This window comes from Aequorivita aurantiaca (genome assembly GCF_030410135.1).
GTDB classification, from domain to species: Bacteria; Bacteroidota; Bacteroidia; order Flavobacteriales; family Flavobacteriaceae; genus Aequorivita; species Aequorivita aurantiaca.
This window is the reverse complement of sequence record NZ_JAUGQQ010000003.1, coordinates 168,420-183,134: the sequence shown is the minus strand read 5'-3', so window position 1 is coordinate 183,134 and position 14,715 is coordinate 168,420. Positions and strand designations below refer to the sequence as shown.

Below are 14,715 nucleotides of genomic sequence, written 5' to 3'. Positions count from 1 at the left end.
ATTTTTTTATAACTAGAATACAGTAACTTTGCAACTATGATAAAACTTGGCGAATACAATACTTTGGAAATCCTGCGGGAAACCGATCCGGGGCTATATTTGGGCGATGATGAGGAAAATGTGGTACTACTGCCACACAAATACAAACCGGAGGAATATGAAATAGGCGATAAAATTTCCGTTTTTATATATCTTGATAATGAAGAGCGCCCCATTGCAACCACTTTGGATCCTTTCCTGCAATTAAATTCTTTCGGCTATCTGCATTGCAGTGCGGTTACCGAATATGGCGCGTTTATGGATTGGGGCTTGGAGAAGCAATTGTTCGTTCCATTTAAGGAGCAAGCACGCCCTATGAAAAACGGGAATTGGTACATCGTTTATTTATATATTGACGAGAAAACAAACCGATTGGTCGGCTCCAGCAAAACCAACAATTTTCTGCAAAATGAAAATTTGACCGTTGAACCTTTTCAGGAAGTGGATATTTTAGTGACGCATATTACGGAAAAAGGCGCAAACGCAATTGTGAACGGGCTACATAAAGGTCTGATTTATATTGAGGATATTTTTGAAGACATTCGCACGGGTGATAAAATGAAAGCTTATGTAAAGAAAATTCGCCCCGACAATAAAATTGACCTCGTGCTTCAAACTCCCGGCTATAAAAGTATTGAGCCCAACGCTAATTTTATTCGCAAGGAATTGGAAGCCGCCGGTGGGTTTTTGCCACTTCACGACAAATCAGATCCCGACTCGATAAAAAACCTATTGGGAATGAGCAAGAAAAGTTTCAAAAAAGCAATTGGAACGCTTTACAAGGATAAGCAGATTGTGATAAAGGAAGATGGAATAGAATTGGTCTAAAAACTTTATTCCCTTTTCAAATCATCAATATCCATTGATTCTATAGGGCGCACAACGCGGGCAAACGCCATAGGGCGGACATGAATCCGCAATCAAAAAACCTCTGCTGGCATCTTTATACGCTATGTTTTTCACTTTTGTGGAACCATCGGGCGTGTAGCTGCTGTTGCCGCCATAAACACCATATTCTTTTGGATCCAAGGAAATCTGGATTTTGGATTGCACATAATTTTCATTTGCCGCCATCGCATCATACATGCTTACCGGTTGGCGGTAATTGTTTTTATCCAACTTAAATGATGGTAGTTTAGATGAAATTTTTTTCGAAAAATCAGTGTTGGAAGGTAGGGTAGTGCTCATTAAACTCTCAACTTCAGGAAGTTTGACAAAGTCCAATTTGAATTTATTGGATTCGAAATCAAGCTGCGCCGAAGCCATGATTGGGAAAAACAAAAGAAGAAACAGCAATTTTTTCATTATTGCAAAGGTATCAAAATTTACGCCAATTTTTATTTGGTGGATGGTTGATAGTTGAAGGTCGAATATTGGTTTTTATAAGTTCAATTTTTTAGATGTTTTCTCCATAAGCGCATCTTTGTGAACCATAACACTTATTGCCTTCAACCGCATATAGGCCTCACTAAAATAAACAAAGCCACCCTTTGCGGTTTTGGTTTCATCCGTGCCCCAACTGTTTTTTACTTTGTAATATTTTGTCCCATTTTGGTCACGCAACATTCCAGTGATGTGCATTAAATGGTCGTCCGTTGTGGCATAGTTTTCAAATTCATCTTGTCGATATTGCTGTGTAATTTTCTTTTCTGGATAAATACCTTGCAAAGCCTTTATATTGTTCTCGGCATTCTCGGGAATAACGGCAACGCCATCTTTTGAAGAAAATGTTTTTTCACTCACATCGCAATCCAATTCAACGGTGAAGCCTTTTTCCAAAGCATTGTCAATGGTTGCCATCATTTCGTCTAGAGGTACGTTGTAAAAACTGCCATTGCTCCAATTGTCCGGAATGTTCAAAATAAATTGCGAATAGAACGGTGCTTGGGTAAAACTGGTTAAATTCACATAATCTTCCGGCTTTATTTTGGTCATCACCAAAAATGATTGTGGTGTATATTGTTTCCCTTCAAAATTGAAAGTTTGTATATTTTTACCAATGTAAACATCTAAAACGCCCTCAACAGCAGCACGCCAATTTTTACTCAGCCTTCTGCCAGGATTGTCAATATAAGTTTTTAACATAGCCTCTAAAACGGCCACCATTTCAGCGTGGTTGTGGTTTTCCTGACCTTCGGAAAGTCCGCTGAAAGCTTCCTTCGGCACCAAACCATTTTTTGCCACGGAATTCATCACATCGTGCGCCAATCCACCTTCGCTAAACTGCGCCTTGCCCTGCCGCATTATATAATTTTCAGCTTTTAAAGGATATGTATTGCGCACTTGATACATTTCGCTTAAATCAATTTTCTTTCCCGTAAGACGAATAATCTCACTCTCCAGAAAAGAAATACTGCTAAAACTCCAACAAGTTCCAGTTACGCCTTGACTAATAACCGGCGTGGTTTCGAGATCGGTGACGGTTTTGAATTTGTAGGCTTCTTGGGCGGAAAGGATTAATGAGAATAGCATTCCGAAGAATAAAAGAAAATATTTCATAATTTATGCCAGGTCCAGCGCAGATGAGACCTTTTCAATTTTTAAGTTAGAATAATCTCTCAACTGCGCTCGAGAAGACATCCGTTTTGTAAAGTTGGGATTTCATATATTTACGCTAAAATAACAATTATGTCTTCACCCAATTGGAAAACAGCCAAAGAATATACCGATATCACCTATAAAAAATCAAACGGCGTGGCACGGATTGCTTTCAATCGTCCCGAGGTGCGCAATGCTTTTCGCCCAAAAACCACTGCCGAATTGTTGGATGCCTTTCACGATGCGCAGGAAGATACGTCCATTGGCGTGGTGCTACTTTCTGCCGAAGGACCTTCCAGCAAAGATGGCATTTACAGTTTTTGCAGCGGCGGCGACCAAAAAGCCCGCGGGCACCAAGGCTATGTTGGTGATGACGGCTATCACAGATTGAATATTTTGGACGTACAACGATTGATTCGTTTTATGCCAAAAGCTGTTATCTGTGTGGTTCCGGGTTGGGCAGTTGGGGGTGGTCACAGTTTGCACGTAGTTTGCGATCTCACCTTGGCGAGCAAGGAGCACGCCATCTTTAAGCAGACAGATGCGGACGTCACAAGTTTTGATGGTGGCTACGGAAGTGCGTATTTAGCGAAAATGGTAGGGCAGAAGCGCGCACGGGAAATCTTTTTCCTCGGAAGAAATTATAGTGCGCATGAGGCTTTTGAAATGGGAATGGTGAACGCTGTAATCCCCCACAACGAATTGGAAGCCACAGCGTATGAATGGGCGCAGGAAATTCTGGCGAAAAGCCCAACTTCCATTAAAATGCTGAAATTCGCAATGAACCTTACCGATGACGGAATGGTGGGCCAACAGGTTTTTGCTGGAGAAGCAACGCGCTTAGCTTACATGACGGACGAAGCGAAAGAAGGTCGTGATGCATTTCTTGAGAAGCGTAAACCTAATTTTCAGAAGAAATGGTTGCCTTAACGCAGTAATCGGTGTTCAGTAATCAGTGAATATTATTCAATAATCTTTCAATTATTTGCCAACAATAATGAAAAAATCATCCAAACTGCGCAATATATGGTATTCGCTTTCCTCTAACCAGCGGTTTTTTATCAGAAGAGTTTACTATTTGCCCAAAGATACTATGGATACCCTTACGGGGAAACGCCACAAATATGTTCCCCCGCGTGGTTATATCTATACTGGCTCCCCGGCTAGTGCTGAGGATTATTTGAAGCAGGGACAGCATCAGGTAAATATGCTTAAGGAATACGCCAAGCTCCAGCCTGGCCACGCCATTTTGGACATCGGCAGCGGCATCGGAAGAACGGCAATTGCACTTACCGATTATATAAACGAAAGTGGAAGCTACGAAGGTTTTGATGTGGTTGAAAGAGGAGTGCAGTGGTGCAATTCTCGAATTCATAAGGAATATCCAAACTTTAATTTTCAGTATGTGCCGCTTTTCAATGATCTCTACAACACTGCTAAACTAAAGGCAACGGAATTCATTTTTCCCTATGCCGACAATTCAATTGACGTTGCGTTTTCCTTTTCAGTTTTTACGCATATGCAGATTGAGGAAATCCAACATTATTTTAATCAAATTCATCGGATATTAAAGCCAGGTGGAGTTTGTCTTTCCACTTTTTTTCTATACGACGATACTTCTGAGGAACTCATTTCTGGGAATAAAAGTTTTAGTTTTCCCATGAAGAAGGAGAATTATAGATTGATGAACGATAGCGTAAAATCGGGTAACATTGCCATTCATAAAAACAATCTTTTCCGGATGCTTTGTGAGGCACATTTTGAGGAAGTGAAAATCATTGAGGGGTTTTGGAAAGATGAAGTGCGTGATATCGCCAAAACAGAATATCAGGATATGGTTATTTTCCGCAAGACAAATTCTAGTTCATAAGTTTTTGATACCCGGAAATATTGCTTCCCATTTGAGTAGATTTCTTTCGGTAAAGGAAAAATATATTATATTCAATTAAAAAATTGTATGAGGAACAACCTGATAGTTGTATTTATTTTATTCACATTTCTTCCATTCTACCCGCAAGTCCAAATGGACGAATTTTCCCAGGCAGAAATACTTTTAAAGAATGCATATAAAAATGGAGATTATTCGGGCTGGAAACGGGCAGATTCCATATTCCATTCGATGGTTCTTAAAAATAAATTTGCATCTGATGAACAGGAAATCCTTTCACATTTATACATTATAAAGATCAATTCAGCAAAAGATCCTGAGAAGGACTTGAAGGTTCTTAATAATCTTATCGTTAAGTTTTCTTCCAAAAAAAATAATTACCCAGAACTTTTTGAGAAATTGCTATTTTTTAAGGAAAGGGCAAGGTTCAAATTGAATAAACCCGATGCCGAAGATGCTGTTTTAAGGATTATTGATGAACAGTTGAAATCCAAAAATCCAGATAAGTTTATCGTTAGTTGGGCGTATGATTTATTGGGAAATGATTATTATCGGAAAAAAGACTTTGGACCGAGCGTTGAGTTTTTCAAAAAATCCATCCCTTATTTTAACTATCCCAACACAAATCAACTTTACATAAACGCCTTACAATCAACTGGGGCTGCTTATTATAATGTTGATAAAATTGATAGCTCTTTATTTTATATGAAGAAAGCTTATAGGGAAATTAAAAAAACAAGATCGAAGAATTACAAGAGATTGGGAGAATTGGCCTTTAATATTGGCATCATAAATCAAGGAAAAACAGGTGAATATATTGAAGCGGAAGATTTTTTAAAGGAAGCCATTTCATTTGAAATACTGGCACATGGGGAAGAAAGCCCTATATTGATTACCTATTATTCCTTACTTGCAGACAATTTTTACTTCCTTAAAGATATTGAACAGGCAGAATTTTATGCAAATAAGGCATACTTTCTTGCAACCGAAATAATAAAAACCGAAAGTGTTTATCTACGTTCCTTGGCTGCCATGTCACTTTCAAAAGTATATACTTCCAAGAAACAATTTAATGAGGCAAGGAAATTAATGGATACAGTTTTGGAAGAAAGCATTGCCTTTTTCGGCGAGCAGGACAAGTTTACCTCGCAAGCGTATATTGATAGGGCAATGATTGAAATTGGCGCTAAAAATTATAAGGATGCAGAACCTTATCTGTTGCAATCAGCAAAGGTTTCGGAAGCGATAGATAGAGTGTATTCCCGTCACGCTTCTTATGCTTATTTATATGAACTGTACCTGCAGAATAAAGAGTTTGAAAAGGCACTAAAGTATTCCAAAATGTCAAAGAATTTAATGCAGCAACATTTGGAAAATGATTACAAAGTAAAAATTATAACTGACTTATATATTGCTGAGGCCTATTTAGGTCTTAAACAATTAGATAGCGCACGGGTAATTTTAGAAGAAGTTGCAAAAAATTTGCCTTTATACGAAAACGTAAGTGGCTTAAAAATTCAATTATTAGCTTTGGAAAATGCAGTTTTATTAGAAAACTACAAACAAAATGGATCACAATCTGATTTAGAAAAAGCCTACGGCAACATTAATAAACTGATTAAACAATTAATTGCGGGAAAAAGGAATTACAATTATCAAGAGTCTAAAATATTTTATAGTAAAAGTATTGTTCCATACATCGATAAATCATTGGAAATATGCCATATAAAATATGGAAAGGATAAAAATCCGGAAGTTTTGAATACAATTTTTAAATTAATGGAAATCAACAAATCCTCCATACTTCTGGACGGTATTACAGATTTTAAATTAAAAACACAAAAAGGCATTCCCGAAACCGTGATGGAAGATGAGGCAAAAACAAAAAAGAATCTATTGGCCGTCAACGAAACTATTGATAAAATAAAAACCGATACTGCTATTAATTCACGAAAGTTAAGTGCGCTATATGATAAGCAATTAGCGCTCAATAATAGGATTGACAGTATTGAAAAGCATTTAGAAAATGAATTTCCTGATTATTATAATTCCAGAAACCTATCTGAAGCCAAATCCCTGGATTTTTATCAAACGAATATTTTAAGGAAAAATCAATGTATCGTAGAATATTATTTAAGTGATGAAAGACTTTATCGATTGGTAATTTCCAAAAATGAAATCAATTTTAAAGAAATTCCAAATTCAAAAAATATAATTGCACAGGTAGAAAACCTAATGGTTAATCTGCTGCAAAGAGAGCAAATAGATGACTTACGAAATATAATAGGAACCTCTTTGTTGCCAATATTTGCTGATTCCATTGAGGAAATTATATTCATTGTGGATGGAAGTCTAAGCCAATTGCCTTTTGAGATTTTGGATTATAACAATACATATTTGCTTCAAAACTATCACATTAGTTATGCTGGTTCCCTTCAATTATATCAAGAACAGGTTGAAATTCATAGACGGGAAAGAATTAATGTAGACTGGTTGGGATTTGCGCCTGACTATAAAGATAATTTTTTATCGGCAAACAAGGAAGAAGTGCAAATGATAGGAAATTTAATGGAAGGAAAATATTCGCTTGGGCCAGAGGCAACCAAGCAGAATTTTTTGGATTTGGGTTCCCAAGCTTCCATTTTGCACCTTGCAACGCATACTTCGCTGGACAAAGCAAACCCAATGTTGAACAAAATGATTTTCTACGATAATGGAAAAGACCCTTTTGAATTGACCGCATCAGAAATATATGGTTTGAAGTTACAATCAGATTTGGCGGTACTTAGCTCTTGCGAAACTGGAGGCGGCAATTATGAAAATGATGGGATTATGAGTATGTCCCGAGCCTTTGCTTATGCGGGGGTTCCGAGTACGGTTATGAGTTTGTGGAAGGTCCCCGATGCGCAAACCTCCATCATTATGATCAATTTTTATAAAAATCTGGAAAAGGGCCAAAATAAGAATGAAGCTCTTGCCAATGCCAAATTACATTATTTAGAAAATGTAAAGCAGCCAGAGCTAAAGCATCCATATTATTGGGCGGGATTTGTGGTTAGTGGCGATATTTCACCAATAAAGTACGGTTTTTCATGGTGGTGGTACGTGCTTTTGGCAGGGATAATTTTAATTGTAATTTTCATCCTTTTTATAAGAAAAAATCAATCCAATTTTTTCAAAAGTTCCAATGATTCTTTTTGATATCTGCTTGTTTTTGATGCTTCTAGCAAGAACTTCCTACTAGCGTCTGGATTATCGGTTTTTAATTCGAGAAGCGCCAGATACCATATGGCATCATCGGCATATTTTTTTGACCAATTTGTTCCAGATAATATTTTAGAGGCCTCGGAAAATTTAGCCAATTCCATATAACTAATAGCACTGTAAAACTGCGCATATTCCTCTTGGGGGCTGGTGCGGATTATTGTTTGAAATATTTCCAACGCTTTGTTATAATCTTGTTTTTCATAATATGCAAAAGCTTTTTCCGTATCGGTAATTGTATCATTATTATTTCTTACCACTGGTGCTATTACGTTTGGATAAGTTTCGTAATATGAAGCGTATAAAGTATCATAATCAGGTTTCTGACCCATAAACCATATCGCGGTTCCCAAGAGTACAAATACACTGGCCGCTGCATACCACCATTTATCGGTGGAAGTTTTCTGGTTCTCAAACGTTCGGAGTTTATCTTTTAGGGTCGCTCTTTCCTCATGGGTTATTACCTTTTTTATCTTTTTTTGAAAAGCAACTTCGTCAGCAAATTCTTTATCGGCAAGAAGATTTTCAAACATAGCTGCTTCCTCGGGGGAAAGCGACTTTTCAAAATACTTCTGTATTAGCTCATTTTTATCCATTATTGCGATCTTTAAAAAGTTGCTTTAAATATTTTATACATCTGTATTTTTGGGTTTTGGCGACATTTTTATTTTCATAATTCATTAAAACTGTTATTTCATCAAGATTCTTTTCTTCGTAATAAAAGAGCCTCAATATCTGTTGACACTGCTCGCCCAGATTTTTAAAAAGATTCTTAAGAATGACAATCTCCTCGTCCATTTCTTCATATTCATCTTCCCATTCAAAAGGAAACGTTTCCAAATCCTCCATAGCGAAAAGCTGCTTTTTCTTCTTTAATCTTGCAAAAATCATATACTTCCCGATACTAAAAAAATAGGTTTTCACGGTGCTGTTCAGATTTTCCAAATTTCCTTTTTTCGCATTCTCACACAGCGCTACCATTGCATCCTGATAAACATCCAACAAATCATCGGCCGTAAGATTATATTTTGATGCGAAGGCTAGAAATTCCGGTTTATATGCCTTGTAGAGGGAATGAATGGTACGTTCATCACCATTTTTGAGGCCAATAATGATTTGGGTTTCTTTATTCATTAGTGTTGGTTAGTGTCAGTAGGTAAGCACTTTAAATAAAATAATTAAAAATGTAATATAAGTGTTTACTTTTTTAAAAGCACTACACTAAAAGGAAAGTGTTTACAAAAGCACGACAAAATTCAAACAAATTTTTAATAAAAACTAAATCAAATTATGAAAAAAATTATTTGTGGAATCAGCTTTATTCTTTTAAGTAGTCTCTGCACCACTGCACAAACCGATATGCGTATTGGGGCTATGTTGGGCTACGGTTCTGAAATTGAATCTGTTGGTATTGGTGTAGTGGGTGAAATTCCGCTGTTCGAAAGTTTTACAATTGCACCCAGTTTTGTTTATTTTTTTCCGCGCGACCATGTATTTGTGAAAACCAGCATTTTTGAAATTAATGGCAATGTGAACTATTATTTCATGGAATTGGAATCCTTTGCCTTCTATGGTTTGGGAGGCATCAACTATACAAACGTAAAGGTAAAGGCAGATGGTTTTGGATTGGGAGATTATTCCGAAAGCGATGGCAAAATTGGAGCTAACATTGGCGGGGGAGCCACTTTCAACTTTGGAAAAAATTGGGTCCCATTTGCTGAATTAAAATATGTAATAAGCGATTTTGATCAGTTGGTAATAAATGCAGGAATTAAGTTCAATATATAAAATTTTAAACCCATAAAAATTGAAAACCTTTATAAACAGACTATTATGAAAAAACTTATTATATTCAGCTTTTGCCTTTTCGCCTTAATCCTTACGGGCTGTTCTAAGGATGACGATTCCTCCAATGAAGAAACTGAGCAACAGGGCGACCATACCTTTACATTTACAGTTTCGGGCCCAGATATTAATGGCATAACCTACAATGCTGTAGTGCCGAACGCTGAAACTTTCTGTTCGTATACACTTATTCCGAACACGCCATATGCTGCTGCTTTTTTTACCATTTCAGAAGGTGACGAAACTCTTTCCGGTTACTTTTTAAGGCAGAATAATACATTATTGCCTTTAGGAGAAAATATCGGAAGCGAACCAGAAAATTCACACCTTCAAATTATCTTAAAAAACCAGGGTCAGTTATATAGCCTTGAAAGCCTTTCTGGCACCTGTGTTTCCGAAAGATTTGAAATAGGCTCCGGTGGTGCCTATGCATCCATTAAAGTTTCTTTTTCTGGAGTATTTATCGGGGGACCCGTTGGCACCAACGATATGGTTGAGTATCAAGTGGAAGGGGAAGTAGATTTTAAATTTATTAACGATTAAGTTACTAATTATGAAAAACATTTTAAAAATAACACTTGTTCTTATTTTTTGCTGTTATGCCAGCCACGTCAACGCCCAGATTTTTAAAAAGTTGGGAGAAAAAGTGGAAAGGAGTATAGAAAGAAAGCTGGACAACAAGGCGAATGAGCAAGAATCAAAATTGGATAGTAAAATAGATGAAGGGGTAGATACCGTAATTGATGCTCCTGAAAAAGCTATTGAAGAAGAAACGGAAAACAATAAAAAGAAGAAAAAGGAGAAGAAATCGGAAAAAAACAATAATATAATTGGCTCTGATGCCGATGATGACAATGAAAGCGCAATGGATTTCGGAAATATTCTGAATTCAATGAATAATGCCCAAAATGTTGAAATTTCCGGCTCATATAACTTCAATAATAAAGTTGTTTATGAAATAGATACAGGAGCAAACAAAAAGGAGCAGATAACCTATTGGTTCGGTACGGATGATGGTATTTTCGGTGTGGAAATGGGCGCTGATGTAAATGCATTTATCGTCTATGATTTGGAAAAGGAAACAATGCTCATGCTTTCCAAGAAAGATAAAACGATGCAGGTAATCCCGATGAGTATGTTCGGCGATATCTATAAGAATTTGAATACTGACGAAGAGGAAGATACGTCCACAACATTTAATAAAGTATCCGGTAAAAAGAAAATTATAGGCTACAACTGTGACAAATATGAAATGAAGTCCGAAGATATAAAAGGTGAATTCTGGTTCAGCAAGGAAGTGGATTTTGATATGGGCAATTTTTCCAAATCCATTCTCACTTTGACCAAGAAAAGCAATGAAGGGGTGCCAAATGTTTCTTGGCCCCAAAACGGCTTTATGATGGAAATGACAACCACGGATGTTTCCAGCAATACCACAACAAAAATGACTGTGATAGAGCTTCTTAAAAAAGAATACTCCATTAATACCTCAGAATATCAACGATCCGGATTTTAATATCCTGAATTTAAATAATATCCAAAATAGCAAATATGAAAACTTCACATTATCTATTCACCCTAAAAACGTACTTGGAGCGGCACAGAACTCATCAACTTCAATAGGGATTTCAATATTTTTATTCCAAATAAGGAATGGAATGATCCCGCAAAATCTTTTGAGTTGGAAGTTTTTACTGATTTCAAACACGACAAAATTTTAGGGCACAGCGAATTTGGAAATGCACGACAGGTATTCAAAATAAAATAGTAAGATATTACTGAAACCTATATTGTTTAAGCCAGCAAAGGAGATTTGATTTCCAAACTATACTTTGTCTATTAACTATAATATTGACATTTTTTTCAAAATCTATAATATGTATAAAGTAATTATATGTGTGCTAACTGTTTTTTCAGCGCTGAGCTGTAATGAGCAAAATAAAAAAATTGATTTAGCAAGTACTGGAAAAGAAAAGGCAGTTGCTGGACATGAGAGTGCGGCTACTGCCACCCAGGAAACGAAAAATGCCTCAGCCCTATTTACCTACGATGGGAAAATTCTTTCTGAAATTTCAAATTTTGAAACCAAAGTATTTTTATATGATGGCAACTTAGTATTACAATTGCTAAAGGACAAACAGGAAATCAATTTCAGTTTGGGTGGCACAAATTTATATTCCCAAAAACCCTTTGCTGGAATATTCACAACCGCTCCCAAAGAAAATGAAACCACGGCGCTTTTAAATCTCTATTTGGAAGAATCGACAACGGAAAACGGCAATGAAAAAATTAAAGTCCCGATACTTTTCGATGGCACCGCAACTTTGGAAGCATTCAATAAGCAAGAAATTCAAATTGAAATTAACGCAAGGGGAGGATTTTACAGCGAAATGAATAATCCAGAAAATTGGAAACCTTTTTACGCGAAAATTGTTGCCAAAAATCCTGAAATAGAGAATCAAACGAACATAACCAATCTATATTATTAAACTTATTTATTATGAAAAAACTAGTATTTATCTTCCTTCTTAGCGGCATTGTGTTTTTTGGCTGTAAACAATCAGAGGAAAAATTGACTGATTCAATTCTCAGTGATATAGAAAAGCAAATTGAAAAAAATGCCGATGTGGACATAGATCTAAAGCGTCCCTCCAAGTCAAAACCCAACAAGGCAACAGGAAAAATTGTTTATAACGGAGAAACGATTGTAAATAAAGACGATTTTCAGGCCAATATTACTATATCAAAAAATGCTCTATTAGTAGATCTAAGCCACAACGGATATGTAATTGGAGTCAGTGTGAAGGTGCCCGACAATTATGAGCAACGTCCACTAAAGGGAAAATTCACTTTAAGTTCCAGCAATAATGAATATTTTGCAACTATGCTTACGGGCATTCCAGAAGAGGGACAGAAGAATAAATTTCGCGAAGCACCAAAGGTTTATGAAGGTGAACTTACAGTTTTAAAATTAACGGAAGATGAAGTTATCTTAGAAATTGTTGGAAACGGAGGCTTGCTTGTGGACATGCACAAAAAAGAAAAATGGCAGCCAATAACAGTGACTATAATGTGCAAAAATCCAAATATAGTTGCTGTGGGTGTTGAAAAGGAAACGATATATTTTTAATTTTTAAAAGCTCATTCTTTATTAAATTTCGTAAAATAAAAACCAGTAAATCCAAAATATGAAGATTTTAAAACTCCTCTTTCTCTTTGCTATGAGTATGTATGCGGCGCAAAACTCTGATGATGCTATTAGCGAAACGCCTCCAACTGTCTATTTTGATGAAGCGCTTATCTATTCATATAAGTCACCCGATAGGCAAGGAGAGTTTTGGATTTATCACAACAGCGAAACGGGAAACTTCCTCTACATTCCAAACGATGAAATGATAGATTTTGTGATTGCGGATAGCTTGGGTAATTATTACGTTTTTGGCAACAATGGCCACGATGAAAAAGTGGTGTCATTACAACAATCCATATTTATCGAAGATGGGAGGGGGGACGCAGAAAGGGAACTTCCAGAATCTGATGATTTTATTGAATTTATAGAACTTCCCGAGAAAAAGGTTATTGATCAAAGCAATATCGTCCAGCCCAACATTCATAGTAAAGGTTTTACGATGCACTACAAAAAAATGATGGGACAACAAAATGTTTTTATTACGGAAGACATTTCCCTTAATTCAAATATTATCTACGGTTTTAATACGATGGATGGTGATGTAAAGTTACCGGTAGCCGAATTGAATTTTACAAATATATTTAGCAAAAATCAAGTGGTAACGCATATAAATCGCGACAATTTTATGCTAGAATTGGAGAATTTTGGCCCTAATCCATATTGGGCAACCGTTGGAGATTATAATTATTACATCCAAGATGAGAAGGGCACTTGGATTAAAAAACCGCTTCCGTTAGTGACGGATTAATTCTTTAATAAAATATAAACTTAATCTCATATTAATTACAAAACAACCATGGAAACACAAATTGAAAATCACAGCACTCAGGAAAACAATACAAATTTGGCCGTAATAGCATACATAACCATAATAGGTTTGATCATTGCTTTTATGTTGAATAAGGAAAAGAAACCTTTGGTCAATTATCATATAAGGCAATCTCTCGGACTTGCATGCTGTGGTTTTGCATTGGGCCTTCTGAATATAATTCCTATTTTGGGATGGATTATTTCCTTTTTTGGAATGTTTGTCCTGCTTTTTTTATGGATAAAAGGCTTAATGAATGCAATTAATAAAGTAGAAACTCCAGTTCCCTTTTTAGGAAAGAAGTTTGAAGAGTGGTTTAAAAATATTTAAAATACTTTTATATGCGCGGGAAGTTCTTGATTGGATCAACCTTTCTTTTCATCAATCAATCTTTCAAGAACCTTCCAAACATTTTCAGCCACAATTTTATGGCCTTCCGCTGTGGGATGAATTCCATCCTGTTGGTTCAATTCCTTCACGCCCCCCACATCCTCCAAAATAAATGGAATAAAGGCAATATTATTTTCCGAAGCTAATTCGGTGAAAATATCCTTGAATTGTGTAGTATATTCTTGCCCCATATTTGGAGGCATTTGCATTCCCGCAAGCACAATTTTGGTATTTGGGCTTTTCGATTTCACAGTGTCAATAATTGCCTGTAAATTGGCTTTTGTTTCAGTGATTGCTACACCGCGCAACCCATCGTTTGCGCCCAATTCAAGCACGAATATATCAATGTTCTGATTTAAAATCCACTCAATTCTGCTTCTGCCGCCAGCGGAAGTTTCGCCGCTCACACCGGAATTTACGACTTCGTAATTTAAACCTAAGGAATCAATCTTCCCCTGAATTATTCCAGGAAAAGCATCATTGGTATCATCCAGACCGTACCCAGCAGTAATGCTGTCACCAAAAAACAATATAGTCCTGCCGGAAGTTTTTTCTGTGGTTTCAGATTCAGTAGTTTCATTTTCATTGGAGTCTACCTGAGCCTTTGATTTCGTCTCATTCCCACAGGATATCAACACAAAAGCCATCAATAAATAACAAAACTTTATGAGGTTTCGAAACTTGGAATCTGTACTATTTAAAAGGCTTTGTGTAGTTTTGGACTTCGGCATAATGGCGACTATTTTTAAAAAT

Annotated in this window: 16 protein-coding genes; 11 read left to right on the top strand and 5 right to left on the bottom strand. The window is 36.4% G+C overall.

What is annotated here, in order from left to right:
- The first annotated feature begins 36 nt into the window (after nucleotides 1-36).
- Nucleotides 37-867, top strand: coding sequence for a CvfB family protein (locus tag QRD02_RS06580; protein WP_290254136.1), 831 nt, complete (start codon nucleotides 37-39; stop codon nucleotides 865-867).
- A gap of 24 nt (nucleotides 868-891) precedes the next feature.
- Here QRD02_RS06580 and QRD02_RS06575 read toward each other — a convergent pair whose 3' ends face one another.
- Both QRD02_RS06575 and QRD02_RS06570 read right to left on the bottom strand, forming a co-directional pair.
- On the bottom strand, nucleotides 892-1,344 hold the full coding sequence (locus QRD02_RS06575) for a hypothetical protein (RefSeq protein WP_290254135.1): 453 nt from the start codon (nucleotides 1,342-1,344) through the stop codon (nucleotides 892-894).
- A gap of 75 nt (nucleotides 1,345-1,419) precedes the next feature.
- Nucleotides 1,420-2,538: a C1 family peptidase gene (locus tag QRD02_RS06570; protein WP_290254134.1), complete on the bottom strand. Its 1,119-nt coding sequence runs from the start codon at nucleotides 2,536-2,538 to the stop codon at nucleotides 1,420-1,422.
- 129 nt (nucleotides 2,539-2,667) lie between these two features.
- Here QRD02_RS06570 and QRD02_RS06565 point away from each other — a divergent pair, with 129 nt between their 5' ends.
- The 3 genes from QRD02_RS06565 (at nucleotide 2,668) to QRD02_RS06555 (ending at nucleotide 7,666) form a co-directional block, all read left to right on the top strand.
- Nucleotides 2,668-3,507, top strand: coding sequence for a 1,4-dihydroxy-2-naphthoyl-CoA synthase (locus QRD02_RS06565; protein ID WP_290254133.1), 840 nt, complete (start codon nucleotides 2,668-2,670; stop codon nucleotides 3,505-3,507).
- Nucleotides 3,508-3,574: 67 nt separating this feature from the next.
- Nucleotides 3,575-4,447: a class I SAM-dependent methyltransferase gene (locus tag QRD02_RS06560; RefSeq protein WP_290254132.1), complete on the top strand. Its 873-nt coding sequence runs from the start codon at nucleotides 3,575-3,577 to the stop codon at nucleotides 4,445-4,447.
- Between the two features lie 87 nt (nucleotides 4,448-4,534).
- Nucleotides 4,535-7,666, top strand: coding sequence for a CHAT domain-containing protein (locus QRD02_RS06555; RefSeq protein ID WP_290254131.1), 3,132 nt, complete (start codon nucleotides 4,535-4,537; stop codon nucleotides 7,664-7,666).
- Here QRD02_RS06555 and QRD02_RS06550 read toward each other — a convergent pair.
- Both QRD02_RS06550 and QRD02_RS06545 read right to left on the bottom strand, forming a co-directional pair.
- Nucleotides 7,627-8,325 carry a tetratricopeptide repeat protein gene (locus tag QRD02_RS06550; protein ID WP_290254130.1) on the bottom strand — a complete coding sequence of 233 codons (699 nt, stop codon included), beginning with the start codon at nucleotides 8,323-8,325 and terminating at the stop codon, nucleotides 7,627-7,629. The genes QRD02_RS06555 and QRD02_RS06550 overlap by 40 nt on opposite strands.
- A complete protein-coding gene (locus tag QRD02_RS06545; RefSeq protein WP_290254129.1) occupies nucleotides 8,318-8,863 on the bottom strand; it encodes an RNA polymerase sigma factor in 546 nt (181 codons plus the stop codon). The genes QRD02_RS06550 and QRD02_RS06545 overlap by 8 nt, the downstream gene beginning before the upstream one ends.
- 156 nt (nucleotides 8,864-9,019) lie before the next feature.
- Here QRD02_RS06545 and QRD02_RS06540 point away from each other — a divergent pair, with 156 nt between their 5' ends.
- The 7 genes from QRD02_RS06540 to QRD02_RS06510 all read left to right on the top strand — a co-directional run bounded on the left by QRD02_RS06540 (nucleotide 9,020) and on the right by QRD02_RS06510 (nucleotide 13,902).
- Complete coding sequence (locus QRD02_RS06540; protein ID WP_290254128.1) at nucleotides 9,020-9,517, top strand: outer membrane protein; 498 nt, start codon at nucleotides 9,020-9,022, stop codon at nucleotides 9,515-9,517.
- Between the two features lie 45 nt (nucleotides 9,518-9,562).
- A complete protein-coding gene (locus QRD02_RS06535) occupies nucleotides 9,563-10,117 on the top strand; it encodes a hypothetical protein (RefSeq protein ID WP_290254127.1) in 555 nt (184 codons plus the stop codon).
- A 10-nt stretch (nucleotides 10,118-10,127) separates the two neighbouring features.
- A complete protein-coding gene (locus QRD02_RS06530) occupies nucleotides 10,128-11,090 on the top strand; it encodes a DUF4412 domain-containing protein (protein WP_290254126.1) in 963 nt (320 codons plus the stop codon).
- Between the two features lie 361 nt (nucleotides 11,091-11,451).
- Complete coding sequence (locus QRD02_RS06525) at nucleotides 11,452-12,063, top strand: hypothetical protein (RefSeq protein ID WP_290254125.1); 612 nt, start codon at nucleotides 11,452-11,454, stop codon at nucleotides 12,061-12,063.
- Nucleotides 12,064-12,074: 11 nt separating this feature from the next.
- Nucleotides 12,075-12,704 carry a hypothetical protein gene (locus tag QRD02_RS06520; RefSeq protein WP_290254124.1) on the top strand — a complete coding sequence of 210 codons (630 nt, stop codon included), beginning with the start codon at nucleotides 12,075-12,077 and terminating at the stop codon, nucleotides 12,702-12,704.
- A 58-nt stretch (nucleotides 12,705-12,762) separates the two neighbouring features.
- A complete protein-coding gene (locus tag QRD02_RS06515) occupies nucleotides 12,763-13,512 on the top strand; it encodes a hypothetical protein (protein WP_290254123.1) in 750 nt (249 codons plus the stop codon).
- A gap of 48 nt (nucleotides 13,513-13,560) precedes the next feature.
- Entirely contained in the window at nucleotides 13,561-13,902 is a 342-nt protein-coding gene (locus tag QRD02_RS06510; protein ID WP_290254122.1) for a DUF4870 domain-containing protein, read from the top strand.
- 35 nt (nucleotides 13,903-13,937) lie between these two features.
- On the opposite strand, the gene QRD02_RS06505 is transcribed toward QRD02_RS06510, so the two are convergent.
- Nucleotides 13,938-14,693: an arylesterase gene (locus tag QRD02_RS06505; RefSeq protein WP_290254121.1), complete on the bottom strand. Its 756-nt coding sequence runs from the start codon at nucleotides 14,691-14,693 to the stop codon at nucleotides 13,938-13,940.
- Nucleotides 14,694-14,715: the final 22 nt, after the last annotated feature.